Origin of the sequence: Ilumatobacter sp., assembly GCF_046290335.1 — a bacterium.
Classification (GTDB): domain Bacteria; phylum Actinomycetota; class Acidimicrobiia; order Acidimicrobiales; family Ilumatobacteraceae; genus Ilumatobacter_A.
Genome location: NZ_JBKAGH010000006.1, coordinates 1 through 22,111, shown reverse-complemented (window position 1 = coordinate 22,111; position 22,111 = coordinate 1). Strand labels below are relative to the sequence as shown.

21 protein-coding genes and 1 pseudogene are annotated in these 22,111 nt (G+C 67.8%); 17 read left to right on the top strand and 5 right to left on the bottom strand.

Annotation, left to right across the window (positions count from 1 at the left end; translation table 11 throughout):
* The first annotated feature begins 260 nt into the window (after positions 1-260).
* Positions 261-2,858, top strand: coding sequence for a LuxR C-terminal-related transcriptional regulator (locus ACE37B_RS19460; RefSeq protein ID WP_409925005.1), 2,598 nt, complete (start codon positions 261-263; stop codon positions 2,856-2,858).
* A gap of 252 nt (positions 2,859-3,110) precedes the next feature.
* Here the strand turns inward: ACE37B_RS19460 and ACE37B_RS19455 are convergent, their stop codons facing one another.
* Positions 3,111-4,196, bottom strand: coding sequence for a DUF222 domain-containing protein (locus ACE37B_RS19455; RefSeq protein ID WP_409925004.1), 1,086 nt, complete (start codon positions 4,194-4,196; stop codon positions 3,111-3,113).
* Positions 4,197-4,516: 320 nt separating this feature from the next.
* On the opposite strand from ACE37B_RS19455, the gene ACE37B_RS19450 reads away from it, so the two are divergent.
* From ACE37B_RS19450 to ACE37B_RS19435, 4 genes are all read left to right on the top strand, one after another.
* Positions 4,517-5,353, top strand: a complete 837-nt coding sequence (locus tag ACE37B_RS19450; protein WP_409925003.1) for a phytanoyl-CoA dioxygenase family protein — start codon at positions 4,517-4,519, stop codon at positions 5,351-5,353.
* A gap of 101 nt (positions 5,354-5,454) precedes the next feature.
* Positions 5,455-5,691 carry a 50S ribosomal protein L28 gene (gene rpmB, locus ACE37B_RS19445; RefSeq protein ID WP_409925002.1) on the top strand — a complete coding sequence of 79 codons (237 nt, stop codon included), beginning with the start codon at positions 5,455-5,457 and terminating at the stop codon, positions 5,689-5,691.
* A 41-nt stretch (positions 5,692-5,732) separates the two neighbouring features.
* Positions 5,733-5,987, top strand: a complete 255-nt coding sequence (locus tag ACE37B_RS19440) for a type B 50S ribosomal protein L31 (RefSeq protein WP_409925001.1) — start codon at positions 5,733-5,735, stop codon at positions 5,985-5,987.
* A 91-nt stretch (positions 5,988-6,078) separates the two neighbouring features.
* Positions 6,079-6,531 carry a Fur family transcriptional regulator gene (locus ACE37B_RS19435; RefSeq protein ID WP_409925000.1) on the top strand — a complete coding sequence of 151 codons (453 nt, stop codon included), beginning with the start codon at positions 6,079-6,081 and terminating at the stop codon, positions 6,529-6,531.
* Positions 6,532-6,582: 51 nt separating this feature from the next.
* Here the strand turns inward: ACE37B_RS19435 and ACE37B_RS19430 are convergent, their stop codons facing one another.
* Positions 6,583-7,560, bottom strand: a complete 978-nt coding sequence (locus ACE37B_RS19430) for a WD40 repeat domain-containing protein (protein WP_409924999.1) — start codon at positions 7,558-7,560, stop codon at positions 6,583-6,585.
* 52 nt (positions 7,561-7,612) lie between these two features.
* On the bottom strand, positions 7,613-8,629 hold the full coding sequence (locus ACE37B_RS19425; RefSeq protein WP_409924998.1) for a GTP-binding protein: 1,017 nt from the start codon (positions 8,627-8,629) through the stop codon (positions 7,613-7,615).
* A gap of 187 nt (positions 8,630-8,816) precedes the next feature.
* On the opposite strand from ACE37B_RS19425, the gene ACE37B_RS19420 reads away from it, so the two are divergent.
* The 6 genes from ACE37B_RS19420 to ACE37B_RS19395 all read left to right on the top strand — a co-directional run bounded on the left by ACE37B_RS19420 (position 8,817) and on the right by ACE37B_RS19395 (position 14,006).
* Positions 8,817-9,659 (top strand): IS5 family transposase, encoded by an 843-nt coding sequence (locus tag ACE37B_RS19420; RefSeq protein ID WP_409921328.1) that lies wholly within the window; start codon positions 8,817-8,819, stop codon positions 9,657-9,659.
* 88 nt (positions 9,660-9,747) lie between these two features.
* Positions 9,748-10,044, top strand: coding sequence for an ArsR/SmtB family transcription factor (locus ACE37B_RS19415; RefSeq protein ID WP_409924997.1), 297 nt, complete (start codon positions 9,748-9,750; stop codon positions 10,042-10,044).
* Positions 10,041-10,364: a hypothetical protein gene (locus tag ACE37B_RS19410; protein ID WP_409924996.1), complete on the top strand. Its 324-nt coding sequence runs from the start codon at positions 10,041-10,043 to the stop codon at positions 10,362-10,364. Before ACE37B_RS19415 ends, ACE37B_RS19410 begins: the two co-directional genes overlap by 4 nt.
* 122 nt (positions 10,365-10,486) lie before the next feature.
* Positions 10,487-11,755 (top strand): iron-containing alcohol dehydrogenase, encoded by a 1,269-nt coding sequence (locus ACE37B_RS19405; protein ID WP_409924995.1) that lies wholly within the window; start codon positions 10,487-10,489, stop codon positions 11,753-11,755.
* Positions 11,752-12,774 carry an AAA family ATPase gene (locus ACE37B_RS19400; protein ID WP_409924994.1) on the top strand — a complete coding sequence of 341 codons (1,023 nt, stop codon included), beginning with the start codon at positions 11,752-11,754 and terminating at the stop codon, positions 12,772-12,774. The genes ACE37B_RS19405 and ACE37B_RS19400 overlap by 4 nt, the downstream gene beginning before the upstream one ends.
* Positions 12,771-14,006, top strand: coding sequence for a VWA domain-containing protein (locus ACE37B_RS19395; protein ID WP_409924993.1), 1,236 nt, complete (start codon positions 12,771-12,773; stop codon positions 14,004-14,006). Before ACE37B_RS19400 ends, ACE37B_RS19395 begins: the two co-directional genes overlap by 4 nt.
* A 19-nt stretch (positions 14,007-14,025) precedes the next feature.
* Here the strand turns inward: ACE37B_RS19395 and ACE37B_RS19390 are convergent, their stop codons facing one another.
* Together ACE37B_RS19390 and ACE37B_RS19385 are read right to left on the bottom strand one after the other, a co-directional pair.
* Positions 14,026-15,054, bottom strand: a complete 1,029-nt coding sequence (locus tag ACE37B_RS19390) for a WD40 repeat domain-containing protein (protein WP_409924992.1) — start codon at positions 15,052-15,054, stop codon at positions 14,026-14,028.
* Positions 15,039-16,028, bottom strand: a complete 990-nt coding sequence (locus ACE37B_RS19385) for a CobW family GTP-binding protein (protein WP_409924991.1) — start codon at positions 16,026-16,028, stop codon at positions 15,039-15,041. The genes ACE37B_RS19390 and ACE37B_RS19385 overlap by 16 nt, the downstream gene beginning before the upstream one ends.
* Positions 16,029-16,110: 82 nt before the next feature.
* On the opposite strand from ACE37B_RS19385, the gene ACE37B_RS19380 reads away from it, so the two are divergent.
* From ACE37B_RS19380 to ACE37B_RS19355, 6 genes and pseudogenes are all read left to right on the top strand, one after another.
* Complete coding sequence (locus ACE37B_RS19380) at positions 16,111-16,923, top strand: class I SAM-dependent methyltransferase (RefSeq protein WP_409924990.1); 813 nt, start codon at positions 16,111-16,113, stop codon at positions 16,921-16,923.
* Complete coding sequence (locus ACE37B_RS19375; RefSeq protein ID WP_409924989.1) at positions 16,920-18,008, top strand: FecCD family ABC transporter permease; 1,089 nt, start codon at positions 16,920-16,922, stop codon at positions 18,006-18,008. The genes ACE37B_RS19380 and ACE37B_RS19375 overlap by 4 nt, the downstream gene beginning before the upstream one ends.
* A gap of 124 nt (positions 18,009-18,132) precedes the next feature.
* Positions 18,133-19,185, top strand: coding sequence for an ABC transporter substrate-binding protein (locus ACE37B_RS19370; protein ID WP_409924988.1), 1,053 nt, complete (start codon positions 18,133-18,135; stop codon positions 19,183-19,185).
* 34 nt (positions 19,186-19,219) lie between these two features.
* Positions 19,220-19,978: an ABC transporter ATP-binding protein gene (locus tag ACE37B_RS19365; RefSeq protein WP_409924987.1), complete on the top strand. Its 759-nt coding sequence runs from the start codon at positions 19,220-19,222 to the stop codon at positions 19,976-19,978.
* 95 nt (positions 19,979-20,073) lie between these two features.
* Positions 20,074-21,681, top strand: a complete 1,608-nt coding sequence (locus tag ACE37B_RS19360; RefSeq protein WP_409924986.1) for an acyl-CoA synthetase — start codon at positions 20,074-20,076, stop codon at positions 21,679-21,681.
* Between the two features lie 231 nt (positions 21,682-21,912).
* Positions 21,913-22,111 (top strand): annotated as a pseudogene (locus ACE37B_RS19355) (hypothetical protein); the annotation flags it as partial.

The window sequence follows — 22,111 nt, the reverse complement described above, 5'->3', positions numbered from 1 at the left end:
CCGCGGTGAGGGCACCGATCACCGTCGCCGATCGAGTTGGTCGTGCCTCTTGCCGTGCTGCTGTTCTCCCGACTGCTGGACCTCGTGTTCATCGATCCCTCCCGATGCGACCTCGTTCACGGCTCCGCCGCCGTGACCCTCGTCGAGAGTACGGACACGGTGAGCGGTCGGCATCCGTGGACATCCACGTAGATTCCGAGTCGGGACACGCAACTTCCTCCGTCGAACTCCGGCATGCCCGGGTCGGCTACGTTCGAGCGGTGTCCAGCGCCAGGGCTCGCCAACGACAGCTCGACGAACTCGTCGAGGTGCTCGCGTCGTCGACATGCCGCGGCCTCGTGCTCACCGGCGAGGCCGGGATCGGCAAGACCCATCTCGCGGCAGCACTTCTCGACCGGTTCGCCACGTCCGGCCGTCCGGTCAAACGGCTCGGTGCGCTCGGCTCCGACTCGATGCCACTCGATGCCCTGTCGCGGGTGGTCTCGCCGCACGAGGCGTACTCTGGACTGACGCCCACCGTGTCGCTCAAGCGGCTGCTCGAACACGACTCCGACACGGCCGTGTTCATGATCGACGACGCCGACCGTCTCGACGGCGTGAGCGTCGAGACGCTGGTCGAGGTCGCCGTTGCCGGGCTCGCGCAGTTGATCGTCACGATCCGGACCGGCGCGCCGGTGCCGACCTCGATCGAACGGGCACTCACCAACGGGGCCCTCGCCCGCGTCGAGGTCCGGCCACTGGGGCCGACCGACACGGCGATGGTCGCCGAAGGGGTGGCCGGTTGTCGGCTCTCGGCGAGCGCCACCGCTGCCGTGCATCGCCTCACCAAGGGCAATCCGCTGTACGTCCGCGAACTGCTCCTCGCGGCGATCGAGGAAGGTGCGTTGCGGCTCGATCGCGACGTCGCGACACTCGACCGACTTCCCGCAGCGAGCGAGCGTCTCACCGATCTGCTCGAGCACCGCCTCGCCAGCTTGACGCCCCACGAACGCGGCGTGCTCGATCGCATCGCGCTCGTCGGTGACGTCGGCCACGACGAGATCATGAGGTTTGCCGGGGCCGACACGCTCGAGTCGCTCGAACGTCGAGGTCTGCTCCGATCGGTGCTCGACGGACGGCGGTTGCGCTTCGAGCTCGCCCATCCGCTGCACGCCGAGATCGTGCGATCGACCGAGTCGTCGATGCGCAGCCGCTGCGTCCGCAGTGAGCATGCCGAGCACATTCGCTCGTACGGCATGCGCCGAGGTGGTGATCAGCTTCGGCTGGCGGCGTGGTCGCTCGAAGGGATCGGCGCCGTCGATGCGTCCGTGTTGTGGGAAGGCGCGCGCATGGCTGCCGCGGGCAGCGATCTGGCCTTGGCGCAACGACTGGCGCAGGCCGCCTTCGACGCCGAACCCTCCGTGCTCGCAGCGCAACTACTCGGCGCTCGACAGCTCGCCGCGGGCGACTTCGAGGCGATGAAGGATCTCTTCTCGCGGTGGGAAGCGCTGGTCGTCACGCCGGTCGAGCGGGCGACGTTCGAGGAGATCTACACCCAGGCGTGGTACTGGCGTGGCTTCGACGCCAGCATGATCGATCGCTTGCTCGACGGACTCGACGGATGGCCCGATCCGACGTCGCGTAGCCAGGCGCAGTCGGCGGCCGCGGCGCTGCTCGTGTCGAGCGGCAGGATCGACGAGGCCGTTGCGCTGGCATCGGAACTCGGTGATCTCCCGCCGGGACCGACGGCAGTGTTGACCGGAATGACACTCGGTCATGGGTGGCGATCGCAGGGAATGCCGATCGCCGCCGAGGCGTCGGTGGCCGCCACGCTCGAGCTGTATCGGTCGATCAGTGTCGACGCCTACCTGCTGTCGGCGGTGGCGCTCGCCGGGCTCCAGATCCAGAGCCTGGCCGACGCGGGCCGCTTCGCCGAGATCGACGAGATCGTCGCAACTCGTTCGCAGTCGTGGCACGACCTCGGCGACACCTCCAATCTGGCGCTCGCCAACCTCGCCATCGGCTACTCGTGGTTGTTGCGCGGCGACGACGTGCGCGCTCGCGAACTGGCCGTCGCGGCGGTCGCCGGGTTCGAACGAAACCGCCATCCGGGAATGCGTCGTTGGGCGCTCATCCTGCATGCGTTGGCGAACGCCGAGGCCGGTCACGTCGACGACGCCGAGCGCGAACTCACACAACTGGCAGCGCAGCGCGATCACCCCGCGCAGCTCTTCGCGACGTCGCTCGCTCGGGCTCGAGCGTGGGTGGCGGTGCACCAGGGTCGCGTCGCCGAGTCGGTCGGCCTCCTGGTCGACGCGGCCACGACGGCGATCTCGTTCGGCAACGTGGCGGGAGCGATCGACTGTCTGCACGACCTCACCCGGCACGGACGATTCTCCGATGCGGCTGCCGTTCTGGCGACGATCGATGCCGAAGCGATCGCACGTCTCGAAGGTGAGTTCCATGCCGCCCGGATCGCGCACACACAGGCGGCCGCGGCGGGCGATGTCGCGGGGCTCGGTCGGTGCATGCGTCGCTTCGACGCGTTGTCGATGAGCCATCTCGCGGCCGCGTGTGCCGATGCGGCTGCGCTGCTGTCGTCGTCGAATCGCGAGGCGCAACGCTGGCTGGGTGAGAGCGCGCAGCGTCGGCGTCTCGGAGCGTCGCGCCTCGACAGCGTCTTGGCGACCGGAGGGTTGACACGACGCGAACGAGAGGTGATCGTGCTCGCAGCGCAAGGTCGCACCAGTCGAGAGATCGCGAACGAGCTCGGCATCTCGTTGCGCACGGTCGAGACCCATCTCAGCAACGCGTACCCCAAGTTGCAGGTCGACGGGCGAGCCGGTCTGATCGCGCTCGCAGCACTCGGCTCGGCCTGACCCGCTCGATGGAGCGGGTCGTCCGGGAGTCGCCGGGCGCCGAGTTCGCCGCTGCGTTGTGGGGCTCGACACGCATCAGGCTGCGCGTCTGGTGGGTGGGCCGGTGGCGAGGGTGTTGCCGTCGGGCAGGTTGATGGTGAGTTCTCGGTGGGTGCCGAGGGTGATGGTCCAGTGCTCTTGGTGAATGAGCGAGTGGTGCTGCGAACAAACGGGGAGAAGATTCTCGAAATCGGTGTGCCCACCGTGCTCCCATCAGATGATGTGGTGCATCTTGCAGCGGTTGATGTGGACGTTGCAGTCCGGAATGGCACAGGTTGCGTACAGTCCGCGCATCGCTCGGCGTTGGGCGTGGTTGGCGAGGCGACTCGAGCGGCCGAGGTCGAGTTTGCCTGGGGCGTGGAGCACGATGCCGTTGCGGACCAGTACGACGTCGGGGTCGGTGTGGCCGGCGAGTTCGGCGAGTACCTGCATCGGCACGTCGACGGGTATGCCCCAGTCGACGAGTGGCCCGCCGGCTCCGTTGGAGTGTCCGGCATCGATCACGACGAGCAGGTTCGCCGCGACCCGAGGTGAGTGAGGTGCTGGCAGTCGGGAATCGCCGACGCCGACGCCGAGGTTGCTGTGGCTTGGTTGGTGGTCGTCGGCGGCCTGGGAATCGTGGCCGGTAATGCTCGCTGGGTCGATGAGTCCGCCGCCGGTGACGAGTTGTATGAAGGCGAGCCCTCGGAGGTGCGCTTGCTTTTCGATGGGGTGTTCGGGGCAGGTTGTCGGCACGGACTTCGCGAAGAGTTGTTGGACGGTGTGTTCGAGGACGGCATGCAGGTGGGCGCCGGTGAGCGGGTCGAAGCGGCCTTTCACGTTGAGCATTCCTTCGTCGTCGGTCCACGAACGCAGCGACGTTGCGCGGCGTTGTCGTTCGAGTCGCTCGATGCCGTCGCGGGCCAGTAACCGGTTGCCGATGTCGCGAACCCGTCGTCGGAACTGCGTGAGGGTCATCGACGCGGCAACCTCGACAAGGTCGTCGCATTCGCGGAGAAATTCTCTGCGGAGCCGCTCGGGCAGCGGCCGCGCTGCACGAGCGATGGCCGCGACGTAGTCGTCGGTGATGATCGCGTCGTCGAGTGCATCGGCAACAGCGGGTGTGTCGTCGAGGATGCCGGCGTTGTCGAGGAGCGACCCGGCGTCTCCGAGTGAGCCCTTCGTGTCGTCGGCGATCGTCTTCTCGGGGAAGGCGTCGACGCGTTGGATGACTCGTGCGAGTTCGGCTTCGGCGGCTGCGAGCCAGGATCGGGTTTCGCGGATGGCGACCATGCCGGCCCGAGCGAGTTGGAGTGCCAACGTGGGGTCACCGGCGTCGGCGGTGGTCGGGGCGGACGCGCGGGTGCGTGCGACCTGCTCGTTCGACCACTCCGGTGAGATCCATGCGATCGACAGTACGCAAGGGGGGTGACACACGTGTTCGAGTCACAGCAGCAAAGCGAAATGATGTTCGAGGAGGAGTCCGCTGAAGCGGAAAGCTGGTCATGGGTCGCTGACCGATCGTGAGCGTCTGTCGCAATCGCTCCCGAAAGGAATGGGAGCCGAGCCGAGCGGTGGTTGCGGAGCCGACTGACGGCGACGTGCCAGCGACATGAGCCACTCACAGGTACGGTCGTGTCGTGCCCTTGCAGCGCTTCGTCGATCGGCCGGATGCGGCAGACGTCATCGAGCAGTACCGGCGCGACGGAGCGGTGGTCGTGCGTGACGCGTTCACCGCCGAGCACGTCGAGTGGGCGCGCGACGCGATCGATGCCAACCTCGCCTCGCTGTCGCCCCTCGCGTTACGGGCGAGCGGCGACGACGACGGTGCGTTCATCGAGGACTTCTGCAACTGGCGTCGGTTCGCGTCGATGGAGCGGTTCGTCCGGGAGGCGCCGGGTGCCGAGATCGCCGCTGCGCTGTCGGGCTCGACACGGATCAGGCTGTATCACGACCACGTGTTGGTGAAAGAGCCGCGTACCCGCCAGACGACGCCGTGGCATCAGGATCAGCCGTACTACAACGTCGACGGCACGCAGAACGCGAGCATGTGGTTTCCGGTCGACCCGGTGCCGGTCGAGTCGAGCTTGCGCGTGGTCGCCGGCACGCATCGAGGTCCGTGGTACTTGCCGCGCACCTTCCTCGACGAGCAGGCGAAGTGGTTTCCGGCCGGCTCGCTGGCCGAAGCGCCCGACTTCGACGCCGACCTGGCCGCCGACCCGAGTTCGTGGCGGGTGCTGGCGTGGGAGCTCGAGCCCGGTGACGCGGTGTTCTTCGACATGGCGAGTGTCCACGGGGCGGGTGGGGTGACCGGCTCGGGCCGTCGTCGTGTGCTGTCGGTGCGGTTCCTCGGCGACGACATGGTCCACGCGCCGCGCCCCTGGACGACCTCTCCGCCGTTCCCCGGCCTCGCCGACGAGCTGCCCGCCGGTGCCGAGATGGACCACCCCCTCTTCCCGATCCTCTGGCCGCGCTGACCCGGCTCGGGGCGTATCGGTTTGTGTCAGACACAAACCGATACGCCAGCCGACAAGGCCGGGGAATCGGAATGAGTCTCACTCCGGGTTAGGCTGCTGGCATGTCTGGAACCTGTCAGCTCCTCGGCAAGCAGATGTCGTTCGGGAAGTCGGTGTCGCACTCGCATCGTCGGACCAACCGCACGTGGAAGCCGAACGTTCAACGCAAGCGCTACTGGCTGCCCTCGGAGCGGCGCTACGTCCGCCTCACCCTGTCGACGAAGGCGATCAAGACCGTCGACCGACGGGGTATCGAGTCGGTGGTCGCCGAACTGCGGCGTCGAGGCGTCAAGGTCTGAAGCCGCCCGGAATCCGATCCACCTCGAGAAATGACGTCCCGATGAAACCAGGTATCCACCCCGACTACCGCCCCGTGGTGTTCGAAGACTCCGCCGGCGGTCAACGTTGGATCTGTGGCTCCACGATCCAGACGAGCCGCACCACGGTGTGGGATGACGGCACCGAGTACCCGCACGTCCTGCTCGACGTCTCGTACCACACGCATCCCTTCTACACCGGCTCGATGACGATCGTCGACACCGCGGGCCGGGTCGAGCGCTTCAACAAGCGCTACGGCCGCCGCCAACGCGATTGAACCGCCGCACGTCCCCCCGGCCTGCCCGCGACGCGCGGGCGACGTCGGGCCGAGCTTCTCATCGATTCCTATTTGCGCTAGCGTCGTCGTCATGTCGGAAGCACCACTCGATCTCGTCGGTCTGCACGACTCGGTTCGGTCGAAGTTGCTCGCCGCCGACCAGATGTACACGACCGGCCGTCGCGAGCTCGTCGAGTTGCTCGTCTCCGTGGGCCGGCCGGCGACCGTCGCGGAGCTGCTCGAGTTGCGTCCGAAGCTGACGCAGAGCTCGCTCTATCGGAACATGGCAGCCCTCGAAGCGGTCAACGTGGTGCAGAAGGTCGTCTCGACCGACGACCGTGTCCGCTTCGAGCTGTCCGAAGAGCTGATGGGCCATCACCATCACATGATCTGCGAGTTGTGCGGCAAGGTCGAGGATTTCGCCGTGCCGGCTCGTTCGGAGAAGTCGATCGAAGCGATGCTCGAGCGGGTCGTGGCCGATTCGGGCTTCACGGCCTCAGGGCACCGCCTCGACGTCGTCGGCGCGTGCGCCGACTGCAGTTGACGCCGACGACCGGCCTTGCGTCGTCGAGCCACCGTGGGTCGACCGTGCCACTCAGCGGCGATCGAACGACGGTGTGGGGAGCCAGATGAGCGTGCCGTCGGACGACGTGGCGGCGAGCCGTCGCCCGGTGCCGTCCCACGCCACGGCCAGCACGATCCCGTCGAGGTGACCGCGCCAGATCGGCTCGTCGGCGACGTGCGGCGCCCAGACGATCACCATTCCGCCGTCATCGCCGGACGCCAGCAGATCGAGTCGTGGGTGTGCGGCGAGCGCCGTGATCGGGCGATCGTGGCCAGCCAGGATGCTCGGCTCCTCGACGAATGCGGAGACGGTGCGATCCCAGCGGGTGATCTCGTCGTCGCACACGCCGCACACCGCGGCCCCACTGGCGAGCCACGCGACCTCGGCGACGCGATCGCTGAAGCCACTGAGCTCGATGCCGTCGACGTGGTGCGGTTCGAGCACGTGCATCGATCCGCCGAGTTCTCCCGCGACGACCGACCGCTGGAGTGGGTCGGCTTCGACGGCCACGATGGTCGGCAGTCGGACGTATCCCTGCGGTGACCGGCGCGTGACGTCGAACCAGCACAGGCCATGGACACCGCCGACCGCGACGAGTCGGTCGCCGAGGGCCGCGAGGCTGGTGAGCAACCCGATGTCGAGGGGGTGCCGTTCGCTTCCTGCGTCGTCGAGGACCAGCAGTTCGTCGCCGGTGGCGAAGACCGCGCCGGCGGGAGTGACCACGCTGGCGACGATCGACGTCGGCGCCAGCGCCTTGACGAAATCGCGACCTTCTCGTCGCACAGCGGTGCCGTCCTGCGCCCCGATGGCGATGACCCCATCTCGCTGGCTGAGCGTGCGCGGAGCCGAGTTCAGCCGGTGGATGACCCCCGGGCCATTGACGTCGGTCTGAGGGCTGGGTCCGGTGTCGAGGCAGAGCACGCTGCCGTTGTCGCATGCCGCGACGAGCGAGTCGTCGACCCAGCACAGATGTCGGGCGGAGTCGGGGAGGTGATGGCGCCGGGTCACCGTCGTCGCGGAGCGGTTGGCGGACGCTGCATCTTCGGCACGGCGTGCATTCTCAGCGCGCGATGCTGTCTTCGAAGTGTTGGCGCACCGTCCGAGCGCACAACCCGTGTCCGACCACGACGATACGGCTGTGGTTCGGGCGGGCCTGGTCGCGAGGAGCGGCTTCACTCGTCGCGAAGTCGTAGATGCCCCTGCACCACACGAGATGGTTCTCGCCGTCGACGGCGACCTCGCCCTGGAGGCGGAGCAGACGAACGCCGTCGCGGGCGAGGAGTTCGTCGAACCACGCCTCGCAGGCCTCGGCATCGAGGGGCGAATCACACTCGAGCGCGATCGTCGTGGGCAGGTCGTCGGGGTCGTCGACGACGAGCGCCTCGGCTGCATTGCTCGGGCCGATCGCTGGAGCGCCGTTCCACGCTTCGATGCCGAGAAACCCACCCACGCCGACGGCACGGATGCTGGGCGCCCACACCGGGCCCAGTCGATTCAGGGTGCGCACGGATCGGGCGGTCCGGTCCCAGGCTGCGGAGGTGAGCCGGTTGGCCCCGGCGACGACGATCCGATCGGCGATCGCCAGCGCTTCGAGTTCGGGACGTGAACCGAAGGGAAGATCGAGCGCGAGGCGAGTCGACAGTGTCGAGCCATCGACGACGGCGCAGACCGAGTCGAGCGCGACGAGGCGACGAAGCTCGGGTTCCGCGATGATCGTGTGCGCAACGGTGGCGACCGAACGCTCGGGTGCGACGAGGACGAGGACGTGGCGCACCGGGGCGGGTCGCTCGATCAACAGCCGCATGACGGTCACGAGATCGAGGCGCGACGCCGAACTCATGCAGTCGGCCTGGCGGGTTCCTTCGACAGCGGGAGCGGTGATCCAGCGCACGCCGACGCGCGTGGCGACGCTCGAAGCCGGTTGCGGATCGGTCTCGCTGACGACGGCGACGCTGCCCGGACCCTCGTGGGCCGCGATGTCCCACGCGAGTTGTGCGACCAAACGCTCGGCGTCGGCGCCGCCGGCGACCACGGTCACCGCAGTCGCCGCAGCCGTCGACCTGTGCTCTTCCTTCATCGGTGCCCGACCCTCCATCTCGTTCGGTCTGGGCGAGTGTATAGGAATGATTCCGACTCCGATAGCCTGCCGGCGTATCGGTTTGTGTCTGGAGGTCGCGCGGATAGGTGACCATCCACCGGTCGGTGGGTTGGCTCGGTTTTCATACCGAGTGCGACCCAACTAACCGACCGGGGAGGTCACCCATATGATGCGCGCGCTCGATTCTGAAGTCCACGATGCGGTGTTCGAAACGATCCGAGGCTTGCTCCCGGACCGGCCCGAACATCCGTTGGGTTGTCATCGGCCCCGTATCGACGACCTGGTCTGTTTGCGGGGTCTGTTGATTCGTCTCGTGACGGGCGCATCGTGGGAGACCGTCGAGTTCTTGATGGGCTACACCGTGTCCGACACCACCCTGCGGTCCCGTCGCGACGAGTGGATCGACGCCGGGGTGTTCGATCAACTGCTCGAGCAAGCACTGGCCGCGTACGACCGAATCATCGGTCTGGACCCGACCCATGTCACCATCGACGGCAGCGAACACTTTGCCCCGTGCGGGGGTGAAGGAACCGCTGCAGGCCCGAAAACCCACGGTCGTCTGGGCTGGAAGTGGTGCGCCGGCGTCGACGCCGACGGCATCCCGATCGGCTGGGTCATCGACGGCGCAAACCGCCAGGACTACCGACTGTTGCAACCCACCCTCAACGCGATCACCGCACATCCCGTCACCGCACGGATCGGCACCCTGCACCTCGACCGAGGATTCGGCTACAAATCACTCCCCGACAGACTCGCCGACTACACGATCGGCGACGTGAACGTGATCCCACGAAACCAGCCAGGTCAGGGCCGCATCCAACTCGTCGGATTCGGGCGCCGCTGGGTCGCTGAACGCACCCACTCCTGGTTCACCAACTACGGCCAAATCCAACGCAACACCGACCGCCGAGCAACACACCGCCACGCCGCCCTCTGCCTCGCAACCGTGTTCCTCATCACCGCACGACTCATCGACCACCGCAACACCAACTACCGCCCTATCCGCTGACGCTCCTGACACAAACCGATACGCCCCGCACCGAGGAGGCCGGCAGCGGGAACGCATAAACGGATGCGCATATGTCTATACTCGCCTGGTGATCGTTTCGCCGTCGCTCGCTCGAGGTGCCGAACTCCTCAAGGTGCTCGGCAACCCGGTGCGACTCGGCGTCATCTGTGAGCTCGAAGCGCGCGGCGAGTTGTGCGTCCACGAGTTGGTCGCGTCGCTCGACGTGTCGCAGCCGCTGATGTCGCAGCATCTCCGAGTTCTCCGCACGGCGCACCTCATCGAGGGGCGCCGTGACGGCAAGGAGACGAGGTATTCGATCGTCGACGATCACGTCACTCACATCGTTCGCGATGCCATCAAGCACGCCGAGGAGGCACGACCATGACCACCGACACCATCACGTCCAGCGAGGCCAGTGACCACCGGGTCCACGACGGCCACGACCATCAGCACGGACCCGATTGCGGTCACGCGTCGGTCGAGCACGACGGTCACGTCGACTACTTCCACGACGGTCACGTTCATCGTGAGCACGATGGTCACTGGGACGAGTGCTCCGGCGCGCACGCCGAGCACGCCGACCACGCGGATCATCAGCACGGCCCTGACTGCGGCCACGAAGCGATCCCGCATGGTGACCACGTCGACTACCTGCATGACGGCCACCGCCATGCGCTGCACGACGGACACTGGGACGAGCACTGAGCAAGCGTCTCGACTGGCGATGATGATCCCGAGTCTGGACGGCGCCGAACTACAGGAATAGGAACGGTTCTGACTACTCTTCGGACACGCCGACTCCACGGCGCCGACCGAAGGGTTTCAACATGGACGTCAGTCGCCTCCACATCTTTCCCATCAAGAACTTCCACCCGATGCCCGGTGCGCTGCTCGGGCCCGGCGCTCACGAGATGGTCGGTGCGTCGGCTGTCGAGTTGGGTTTCCAACGCACGCTGCTGATGTCGACCGGACTGCGAGGCACCGGCATCGTCGAGGAGATCCGAGCCCAACTCGAAGGGGTCGGTATCGAGGTGAGCGTGTTCGACCAGGTGCAGTCCAACCCGAAAGACACCGACGTCATGGCGGCTTACGCCGCGTATCGGTCGGCTGGCTGCGATTCGTTCGTCTCGGTCGGTGGAGGATCGTCGCACGATTGCACCAAGGCGACCCGTGTCGTCGCAGCGCACGACGGTCGTCTGATCACCGATTTCAAGGGTCCGCTCGTGCTCGAGAACTCGGTGCTCCCGCCGCACATCGCGGTCTCGACCACCGCCGGAACCGGCTCGGAGACCAGCTTCGCCTTCGTCATCACCGACACGACCAGCGACCCCGACAAGCCGCACAAGTTCGCCAGCTTCGCGCACGCTGTCGCACCGTCGCTCGCCATCGACGACCCGGTGTTGTTCTACGAGCTCCCGAGCGATCTGACCGCCTACTGCGGCTTCGATGTGCTCGCTCACGCGGTCGGCGCGTACGTGTCGATTCTCGACATGGTGCCGTCGCACGGCCCCGCCCTCCAGGCCGTCGAATTGCTCACCGCGCATCTCCGCACCGCGGTGGGGAACGGCTACGACGCGATCGCCCGCGAAGGGATGATGTACGCGCAATACATCGCCGGGCAGGCGTTCAACTCGGCGGGCCTCGATGCCGTGCACTCGATCAGCCACGCCACGAGCGCGCACTACGACACTCACCACGGACTCGGCAATGCCATCGCCACCATCCCGGTGTGGGAAGCGAACCTGCCCTTCGCCTACAAGAAGTTCGCTCGCGTGGCCCAGGCGATGGGGGTCGACACGAGCGCGATGAGCGAGGTGCAGGCCGCCGAGGCGGCGGTCGACGCCGCGCGACGTCTCGCCGACGACGTCGGGATCCCGGCCAACTTCACGTCGCTCAACGCCCTGCCCCGTTACAGCAAGAGTCGGATCGGGGAAGGCGCCTACAGCCACGCCGCGACCATCGTCGGTGATGACGCCGACTGCGCCCGCATCGCCGTGCACGCACTCGGCGATGTCTGCACCGTCACGAACCCGAAGGCCCTCACGATCGAGACGATGACCGATCTGGTCCGGGCCTCCATGACCGGCGCCCGGTGACCGTCACCCCGCCCGTCACGCCGTCCGTGCCGTTGCCCTCCACGCCGTCCGTGCCGCCGTCGACTCCACGATCCGCCGCGCCGGAGGGTCGGCACGCCGATCCGGCATCGAACCGGGACCCCGCGACGCTCCGGGCTGATCTCGCCGACCACGGGTACCTCGCCGACGCGACGACCGCCACCGTGGCGAGCTTGGCACTCGCGCTCGGCCGTCCGATCCTCGCCGAGGGCCCGCCCGGGACGGGAAAGACACAGCTCGCCACGTCGCTGGCCGAGGTCACCGGCCGCCGGCTGCTGCGGTTGCAGTGCCATGAAGAGCTCGACGAGGCGCGCACGTCGTACGAGTGGGACTACGGCCGCCAGATGCTCGCCACGCAGCTCGTGCGGCCCCAACTCGACGCCACGCTGGGCGGTCTCGGAGCCGACGAGTTGTTCGAGGCGACCGCCGATCTCGAACGATTCTTCTTCTCCGATCGGTTCCTCGTCGAGCGCCCGCTGCTCGCCGCGGTGCGCGCAACCGAGCCGGTGCTGTTGCTCGTCGACGAGGTCGACCGGTCCGACGAGTCGTTCGAAGCCCTCCTCCTGGAGGTGCTGGGGGAGCAGCAGATCACGATCCCGGAACTCGGCACGCTCACCGCCCGCCAGCCGATCGTCGCGGTGATCACCAGCAACGACAGCCGGGAGCTGTCCGACGCGTTGCGACGGCGATGTCTTCGCCTCGGGTTCTCCTATCCCGATGCCGACCGCGAAGCCGAGATCATCGACGCACAGGTGCCCGGCGTCGCAGAGGCGCTCCGACGAAGCGTCGTCGGCTTCCTCGCCGAGCTGCGCGGTCTCGGACTCCGCAAGCCCCCCGGTATCAGCGAGTCGATCGACTGGGCACGAGCGCTGCTCGTCGTGCATGCCGACCGACTCGAGGCGGATGTCGTCCGATCGACGATGGGCATCATCGTGAAGCACGCCGCCGACGAGACGCTCCTGTTGTCGCACCTGGACCGACTCGTTGCTGCATCGACGTGAACCGACCGATCGACCCGCTGGTTGCGTATCTCACCGACGGGCTCCGTGCGCACGGCGTGCCGGTGTCACCGGCGGAGGTGATCGACGCGCACCGGGCCCACGCGATCGTCGGTGTCGCCGATCGCGTTGCGTGCACGGCCGCGTTGCGAGCGACGCTCGTCAAGCACGCAGCACATGACGGGGTCTTCGACCGATTGCTGGCGGCGCTCGACGCCACGGATCTGGCACTCGGGTTCGGCGACGTCGCCGCCGCTGGCGGACCGGCCGTCGCCGTCGACCTCGAGGACGGCACCGAGCGGGGAGCGCCGTTGCCTGACGAAGCCGAACGGCTTCGCATCAGCGACCGCGACACCGATTCGGCCGATGCGCCCGGAGACGTCGCGGTCGGACGCGACGATCCTGACTCGCTCGCCGACAGCGCTGGTCTCGACGGTGTCGAGGTGGCCGATGCTGGAGCCGACACCGGGCCCGATGCCACGTCACATCGCCTCGTCGTCCGACCTCGAACGTCGAGCGAGTATGCCTTGGAGCCCGAGGCTCGTCGCGAGGTCGAGCGGGTCGCTCGCGAGTACGTGCGAGCCCGGCGTGGTGCTGCGCGCCGTTGGAGCGTGGCCGATCGAGGACGGCTCGACGTGCGGCGCACGCTGCGTGCTTCGCAGCGGACCGGCGGTGTGCCGATGCAGCTGCCCCGGCGAGGGAGGACCCGACCCTCGCCGCGCGTCGTGGTGCTTGCCGACGTGAGCATCTCGGTACGACCGACGGCCCGGTTGGCGCTCCACGCCGCCGATGCCATGACGCGCTGCACGCGTGGGGTGCGTCTCGTCGTCTTCGTCGATCGAGCGGTCGACGCGACGGCGATCGTGCGTCGACTGGCTCCCGAGGCGGTGGTGGCGGAACTGGTCGACGGTGGGGTGGTCGATGTCAGCGCGGCGTCCGACTACGGGCGAGCGCTGCGGAGCGCGCACGACCTGCTCGGATCGCGGATCGATTCCTCGACCGTGGTGGTCGTGTTCGGCGACGGTCGCAGCAACGGCGCTGACCCAGGTCTGGATGTGATCGATCGCTGGTGCCAGATCGCCAACGCCGTCGAGTGGTGCACACCGGAGCCGCCGGGGGCATGGCCGCTCGGCTTCGGCGAGATGCAGGCGTACGCCGACCGCGGCGTCACCGCCCGGACGGTGCGAGACCTGGACGATCTGGCCGCCGCGCTCGCGCCTCGATCCGGCGACTGATCGGAGGCGGTGCCTGCGATCAGACGATCGACACCAGCTCGACGGTGCCGTCCGCGAGGCCGACCACCGCCGAGTTCCCCGATGGATGCCAGCACACGGCCGACACGCCGGGCTCGGAGAAGCGGACGTGTTCGGGCTCGAGCGGCCGTCGGGTCGAGCTTGGAGACGGCCACAGCACCAGTCGACCGTCCGCGCCACCGGTGAGCAGCCGCGTGCCGTCCGGTTCCCAGGCGAGGCAGCTGATGTGGCGTTCGTGGACGCTGCCGATCGCCGGTGCGCGGCCCTTCGGGCCCTTCCCCGAGAAATCCCACACCGTGAGTTCCTCGAGGCACGCCGATGCCATCCACGCGCTGTCGTGGCGGAACGCCAGGTGCTCGAGCTTCGCCGGATAGCCCGACATCGACAGTTCGTCCCCCGACCACAGGCGCCAGAGGTGGATGGTGGCGTCTTGGAATCCGGCGCACGCCCAACGCCCGTCCGGTGCCAGCGCGAGTGTCAACGGCGACCCCTTGAACGCGTGGGTTCGGGCGGGTGCAGCGTCGTCCAGACGCTCGGGGTCGTACCAGGTGATTCCGCCGTAGGAGGTCACGCCGACTCGCTTGCCGTTGGTGGCCCACGCCGCCTTGGTGATGGTCGAGGACACCGCGGGAAAGCGGTGGACCGTCGCAGCGTCGCGTCCGCACAGCACGAGGTGGCGTCCGTCGGCGGCCGCGAGCAGCAAGCCGTCGGGCGACCAGGCCAGCGACGAGATCCACGCGCTCCCGTTCAGGATCGTGACCAGCTCGCCGGTTCGCGCGTACACACGAACCCGGCCGTCTTGCCCACCGACGGCGAGGCGCGAGCCGTCGGGCGACCATGCCGCACACAGCACGCCCATCGCATGCTCGTCGAGTTTGCGGATCACCGACCCGTCGACACCGACGAGCGCCACGTCGCCGGCGAGCGATCCGGCCACCACGTGGTCGCCGTCGGGAGCGACGTCGATGGTGCTGACGTAGTCGCCGAGCTGCAGCCGCCAGGACGCGTCGCCGATCATGAGATCAGGCACTTGCGAAAGCTCGCTTCGAGACTGGCCCGGTCGAGGTTGCGTCCGATGAACACGAGCTTGTTCGACCGCGACTCCCCATCGCGCCACGGGCGGTCGGCCTGTCCGTCGAGCAGCATGTGGACCCCTTGGAACACGTAGCGCCGGTCCATCCCGGCGATCGACAAGATCCCCTTGGACCGGAAGATGTCGACACCTTGCTCGGCCAGCAACCGGCTCAGCCAGCGGTTGATCCGATCCTGATCGAGATCGCCGTCCGCGTGGATGCCCACCGAGGTGACGGTGAGGTCGTGCTGGTGCTCGGCATCGGGATCGAGGAACTCCGGGTCGTCGACCAGCACCCGATCGAGGTCGAAGGCGCCGACGTCGAGGATCTCGTCGAGATCGACCTGGCCGAACGTCGTGTGGACGATCGGTGCGAGGGCATTGATCTCTCGGATGCGCCCCTCGAGCTCGGCGATGGCGGCGTCGTCGACGAGGTCGACCTTGTTGATCACGACTCGGTCGGCGAAGGCCAGTTGTTCGACCGACTCGTTCTCGACGCCTTCCGGCTTCTGTTCGTCGAGGTGGAGCAGCAGGTGTTTGGCGTCGACGACGGTGACGATGGCGTCGAGGCGGAGTTGCTCGGACACCTCCGGATCGACGAAGAAGGTCTGTGCGACGGGGGCGGGGTCGGCGAGGCCGGTCGTCTCGATCACGATCTGGTCGAAGCGATCCTTGCGCTTCATCAGGTTCCCGAGGATGCGGATGAGGTCGCCGCGAACCGTGCAGCAGATGCAGCCGTTGTTCATCTCGAAGATCTCCTCCTCGGCGTCGAGGACGAGGGCGTCGTCGATGCCGACCTCGCCGAACTCGTTCTCGATCACGGCGATTCGCTTGCCGTGCTGGGCGGTGAGGATGTGATTCAACAAGGTGGTCTTGCCGGCCCCGAGAAATCCGGTGAGCACGGTGACGGGAACCTTCTGGTCGTTGGTCATACGCCAACAGTAACAGGAATCATTCCGAAAAAGAACGGAAGGTCGGCGTGAAATAGGAATCATTCCCAATACGATGGCGATCATGTCGCAGATCGAGTCATGGGACCGCCAACAGGAGCGATACATCGGGGGCAGAGAGGCGCGCTTCGACGCGATGTTCGACGCCATCTCCTGGCTGATGGCGTCGGCGACGAGTCATCACTCGGCCGATGGGCGGCCGATCGTCGTCGATCTCGGCTGCGGCCCCGCAGCGATCGGTCGACGCCTCCTGCAGCGCTTCCCGACGGCGACCTACGTCGGCGTCGACGTCGACCCCGTCTTGTTGCACCTGGCCCGCGAGGTCGCCGACGACGCCGAGGTGGGCGCGATGCGAATCATCGACCGAGATGTTGCCGACCCGACGTGGTTGTCGAACGACCTCGCCGGTCGAGCCGACGTCGTCTGCTCGTCGACCGCCCTGCACTGGCTCCCACCCGAGGCGCTCGACCAGGCATTGATCAACGCGCGACGAGCACTGCGCCCGGGCGGGATCCTCCTCAACGCCGATCATCTCGGCGACGATCCGGCCTCGCCCTGCATGCGGCTCGCGGACTGGGTGGGCGACCGGGACGAGGCGGACGCCAGTGCCGACGCTGCACCGAGTTGGGACGAGTGGTGGGCCGCAGCACGCAGCGATCCGGACCTCGCGCCACTGTGCGTGCGCCGCGACCGGATCTTTCCGCCCCGTGATGCGAACGGCTCCGGCCGCGAGGACGCTGCCGGAGAGGTCCGTCCACTGCTCGCCGACTTCGTCGCTGCCACTCGACGGGCCGGCTTCGTCGACGTCGACACGATCTGGCAGCGCTTCGACGACCGCGTGGTGATGGCGCTCGCGCCGGATGCGGCTCCTGCGTGAGCGCCTCCACCATCGTCGACGATGCGAGCGCGCGACAACGCATCGTCGACGCGCCGGTCGTCTGGAGCCGCCGACCGCTGCTCGGCGCGCTCACGGTGGTGTCGCTGGCGTCGATCGTGGTGGCGATCGGGATGGGTCCGGTCGCGATCGACCCCCAGACGGTCACCCGCATCATCGGCCATCACACGGTCGGCTATCCCGACGTGCAGACCTGGCCGGCAACCGCGGATGCCATCATCTGGCAGGTTCGGCTCCCACGCGTCCTGCTCGGTGCGATCGTGGGCGCCGCACTCGGTGTCGTCGGGGTCGCCTTGCAGGCGATCGTGCGCAACCCGCTGGCCGAGCCGTACATCCTCGGCGTCAGTTCGGGCGCGTCGACGGGAGCAGCAGCCGCCATCTTGTTCGGTGTCGGCGCAGGGCTCGGCCCGGAATCGGTCTCGCTGATGGCGTTCTTCGGGGCCCTCGGTGCGTTGGCGTTGGTCCTCGCACTCGCGCGATCGTCGGGTCGCATCACGCCGTCGCGGATGCTGGTCGCCGGGGTCGCCGTCAGCTATCTCCTGAGCGCGACCACGAGCCTGTTGATCCTGTTCGCCGACAGCACCGAGGGAGCCCGAGCGGTGATGTTCTGGCTGCTCGGTTCACTCGTCAACGCCGAGTGGTCGACGCTCCCGATCGCGTACGGTGGGATCGGTCTCGGCATCGGGATCGTCTACTGGTGGCGACGTCGTCTCGACCTGCTGTCGCTCGGCGACGAGACGGCGCTGGCGAGCGGCGTCGACCCGAACCGCACCCGTCTGGTCCTCGTGGTCGTGATCGCCCTGTGCGTGGGTGTCGCGGTGTCGCTGTCGGGCGGGATCGGATTCGTCGGCCTCGCCGTACCGCACATCGCCCGCCGCGTCGTCGGCCCGATCCACCGCCACCTCGTCCCCGCCGCCGCCGCGATCGGCGCGCTCACGCTCGTGTGGGCCGACGTCGCTGCTCGGATGGTGCTGCAGCCGCGCGAGTTGCCGATCGGCGTGGTCACCGGCGTGCTCGGCGCCCCCGTCCTGGTCGCCCTCGTCCGCAAGCTCCCGCATTCGACCTGACCGCCCCGTGTCCGCCTCGTCCTGACCGCATTCGACCTGACCGCCCTGAACTGACCGCCCCGACCTGACCGGCCCCATCGGATCGGTTCGTCTCGCTCCCCCATCCCATCCCGAAAGGACTGCCATGAACACCTTCCCCCTCACACGAGGCCGCCTGATCGCCATCGTGACCGCCGTCGGCCTCGTCGCTGCATCGTGCGGCACCGACGACACGACCGAGCCTGCCGCGACCGAGCCTGCCGCGACCGAGCCTGGGGAGGCTGCTGACCCGGTCGTGGCAGCTGGCTTCCCGTTCACCTTCACCAACTGCGATCGCGAGATCACGCTCGATGCGCCGCCCGAGCGGGTCTTGCTGATGGAGGCCGCAGCACCGTCGATCCTGTTCGCTGCCGGTGCCATCGACCGTGTCGTCGCTCGCATCGAGGACTTCCCGCCGGAGTACTACGCCGCCGACGAGCTGGAGATCCTCGCTGCGTTGCCCGCACTGCAGGCGCAGGCCACCTCGACGGGTGGCGTCGAAGTGTCGCTGGAAGCGATCATCGACTACGAACCCGATCTGGTGATCGGCTACGACACCGCCACGATCACGCACGAGTCGCTCACGGCCGTGGGGATCGAGCTGTACGTGATGCCGCCCTTCTGCGACAACCCGCCGACACCGTCGTTCGACAGCATCGTCGACGAGGTCGCTTTCTACGGCCGACTGTTCGGCACTTCGGAGGTGGCCGACTCGAGCGCAGCCGAACTCGCGGCGTCGGTCGCGGCGTCAGCTGACCAGCCCGTTGCTGCCGGGCGCACCGCGGCCGCGCTCTACGTCAGCTCCGATGGCAGCGCCATCTATGCGTACTCGGCGCTCGGCATGGTGCATCCCCAGATGGAGGCACTCGGGATGACGAACGTGTTCGCGGAACTGAGCGAACGAGTGCCGGAGATCTCGATCGAGGAGATCATCGATCGCGACCCCGAGGTGCTCGTGTTGCTCTATGACGACACCGGCCTGTCGCCGGAGGAGATCACCGCGCTCGTCACCGACCTCCCCGGCGCCGGAGCGATCCGTGCGGTCGCGAACGGCGACACCTACCCGCTGCTGTTCAACTACGCAGAGCCGCCGACGCCGTTGGTCGTGCAGGGTCTCGAGATCCTGGCCGAGCAACTCGCCGCCGCGTCGACCGAGTGAGCCGGGACCGCCAGGTGGCGCGCGGAGTGAGCCCGTGATCGCCGCGACCGGGATCGGGATGCGCTTCGGCGCGCACGAGGTCTTGGCCGGGGTGGATCTGTCGACCCGCCCCGGTCAGGTGATCGGCCTCATCGGCCCGAACGGCAGCGGGAAGTCGACACTGCTGCGTTGTATGTACGGGATGCTGCGACCCGAGCGCGGCGCGGTCCTCGTCGACACCGAATCGATCGAGGCGATGTCGCGGCGGGCGGTCGCCCGGACGATCGCGGTCGTCGCACAAGACGTTCCTGGTGACGCGACGGCGATGACGGTCGCCGAGTTCGTCCTGCTCGGCCGCCACGTCCACCGAGGTGACCACCAGGGGTTCACGGCCGACGACCATCGGATCGTGCTCGACGCGCTCGAACGGGTCCACGTCGCGGCGCTCGGAGGGCGTCAACTCCACGAACTGTCCGGCGGCGAACGCCAACGGGTGTTGATCGCTCGATGCCTCGCGCAGCAGTGTCCGACGATGTTGCTCGACGAGCCGACGAACCACCTCGACATCCGTTTCCAGCACGACGTCCTCGAGCTCGTTCGAGGACTCGAGTTGAACACGATCGTCGTGCTCCACGACCTCAACCTGGCGAACCGCTACTGCGACCACGTCGTGCTGCTCGATCAGGGCAACGTGGTGCGTCACGGCTGCGCCGACGAGGTCCTGTGCAGCGACGTGCTGGAACCCGTGTACGGCATTCCGGTCCGGCGGCTCGCCGACGGACTGCGGACCCACCTCGCGTTCGGCCCGACCTGACCCGGCGGCACGGTTCGACATCGGGTTCGGAGCGGCGGCCGAGGGCACTCGTCCACCTCGCCGCGGGCATCACGACGGTGCTACGACACGGGGTCATGGGGAACTGGAACTTTGCCGACATCTGGGAAGTCGTCGCGGACGATCTGCCCGACGCCATCTGTCTGATCCACGGCGATGATCGCCGCACGTGGGCCGAGGTCGACCGCCGCGCCGACGGTGTCGCCCGCCATCTGCTCGATGCTGGCCTCGAACGCCAGCAGGCCGTCGCCCAGTACCTCTACAACGGGCCCGAGTACATCGAGTCGATGTTCGCTGCGTTCAAGGGAGCGTTCGCGCCGGTCAACACGAACTATCGCTACACCGCCGACGAGTTGCTGTACCTGTGGGACAACGCCGACGCCGGCGCGATCGTGTTCCACGGCACGTTCGCTCCCACCATCGAGCCGATCCGCGAGCGGCTGCCGAAGGTCAAGGTGTGGCTGTGGGTCGACGACGGCAACGGCGACTGCCCCGACTGGGCCACACCGTACGAGTCCGTGGCGGCCACCCCGGTCGAACGGGTGGCTCCGGAGTGGGGCCGCACCGGCGACGACCTGAACTTCCTCTACACCGGTGGCACCACCGGGATGCCCAAGGGCGTGATGTGGCGCCAGGACGACCTCGCCGTGAAACTCACCGCGACGCTCGGCACGCCGCTCACCGACGACGGTTCCGTCGCCGATCTGCGCGGCACGTTCACCGCAGCCGGCTCACGGTTCCTCCCGGCGTGCCCGCAGATGCACGGCACCGGCAACTTCCCGTGCCTCAGCACGCTCAGCGGCGGCGGCAGTGTCGTGACGCTGACCAACCGCACCTTCGACACCGTCGAGTTGCTCGACACGATCGAGCGCGAGGGCGTCAACTCCTTGGCGATCGTCGGCGACGCGTTCGCCAAGCCGATCCTGCGCACACTCGACGAGCATCGTGGACGGTGGGACCTGAGTTCGCTCGTCGGCATCGTGTCGTCGGGCGTCATGTGGAGCAAGGAGTCCAAGCAAGGCCTTCTCGATCACCATCCCGGCATGATGCTGATGGACGCCTTCTCGTCGTCGGAAGCGCTCGGGATGGGCTCGTCGATCTCGTCGGCGGGCGCGCCGGCCGAGACCGCCAAGTTCGAGTTGAGCCCGGAGACGATCGTGATCGACGACGCCAACCGCCCGCTCCAGCCGGGCAGCGGTGAGATCGGTCGACTCGCGGTCGGTGGTCGCCAACCAGTCGGCTACTACAAGGACCCGGAGAAGACGGCGCGCACGTTCCTCGAGATCGACGGACAGCGCTACTCGTGCCCCGGTGACTTCGCGACGATCGAGGCCGACGGGACGATCACGCTGCTCGGACGCGGCTCGGTGTGCATCAACTCCGGCGGCGAGAAGATCTTCCCCGAGGAGGTCGAAGAAGCGATGAAGACGCATCCCGACGTGCTCGACGCGGTTGCCGTCGGCCTCCCCGACGACCGGTTCGGCGAAGTCGTCACCGGTGTGGTCGAGCCCCGTCTCGGCGCCACGATCGATGCCGACTCGGTCATCGCTCACGTCAAGCAACGACTGGCGGCCTACAAGGCGCCCAAGCACATCGTGGTCGTCGACACGATCGGCCGTGCCGCCAACGGCAAGGTCGACTACAAGCGGCTGCGCACCGACGCGACCTCCGCCCTCGACGTGTGATTCCGGCGTCTCGTCCCTGCCTGTAGCGCCGACAGGCCGTCGCGCCGGTCGGCGCGCGAGCCTCCGATTGTCGAAATGGTTCGTCTTCGTTTTCCTCGGGAAAACTGCTGCGCAACTGGCGCAAGCGCGTCGGGAAACACCGACCGAACGCAGCGCTTCGTCGTTCTGGCGGTCCTACGTTCCCGTGCATCCGGCGGACGCTCCGCCGGCCCACACATCGAGGAGAACACCATGCGTACACGAACCCCCGCTGCACTCGCGATCGTCGGAGCACTCGCCCTCGCGGCGTGCGGTAGCGACGACAACAGCGCCGACGAGGCTGCATCGAGCCCGCCGCCGACCGAGGCCGTCACCGATGACGAGATGTCCGACGATGAGATGTCGGATGACGAGATGTCGGATGACGAGATGTCGGACGATGAGATGTCGG

Bases quoted from the DNA above. Each gene is read 5' to 3' on its own strand.
- rpmB (WP_409925002.1), top strand. From the start codon at position 5,455: ATGTCTGGAACCTGTCAGCTCCTCGGCAAGCAGATGTCGTTCGGGAAG.
- ACE37B_RS19440 (WP_409925001.1), top strand. From the start codon at position 5,733: ATGAAACCAGGTATCCACCCCGACTACCGCCCCGTGGTGTTCGAAGAC.
- ACE37B_RS19435 (WP_409925000.1), top strand. From the start codon at position 6,079: ATGTCGGAAGCACCACTCGATCTCGTCGGTCTGCACGACTCGGTTCGG.
- ACE37B_RS19425 (WP_409924998.1), bottom strand. From the start codon at position 8,629: ATGAAGGAAGAGCACAGGTCGACGGCTGCGGCGACTGCGGTGACCGTG.
- ACE37B_RS19420 (WP_409921328.1), top strand. From the start codon at position 8,817: ATGATGCGCGCGCTCGATTCTGAAGTCCACGATGCGGTGTTCGAAACG.
- ACE37B_RS19410 (WP_409924996.1), top strand. From the start codon at position 10,041: ATGACCACCGACACCATCACGTCCAGCGAGGCCAGTGACCACCGGGTC.
- ACE37B_RS19405 (WP_409924995.1), top strand. From the start codon at position 10,487: ATGGACGTCAGTCGCCTCCACATCTTTCCCATCAAGAACTTCCACCCG.
- ACE37B_RS19385 (WP_409924991.1), bottom strand. From the start codon at position 16,028: ATGACCAACGACCAGAAGGTTCCCGTCACCGTGCTCACCGGATTTCTC.
- ACE37B_RS19380 (WP_409924990.1), top strand. From the start codon at position 16,111: ATGTCGCAGATCGAGTCATGGGACCGCCAACAGGAGCGATACATCGGG.
- ACE37B_RS19370 (WP_409924988.1), top strand. From the start codon at position 18,133: ATGAACACCTTCCCCCTCACACGAGGCCGCCTGATCGCCATCGTGACC.
- ACE37B_RS19360 (WP_409924986.1), top strand. From the start codon at position 20,074: ATGGGGAACTGGAACTTTGCCGACATCTGGGAAGTCGTCGCGGACGAT.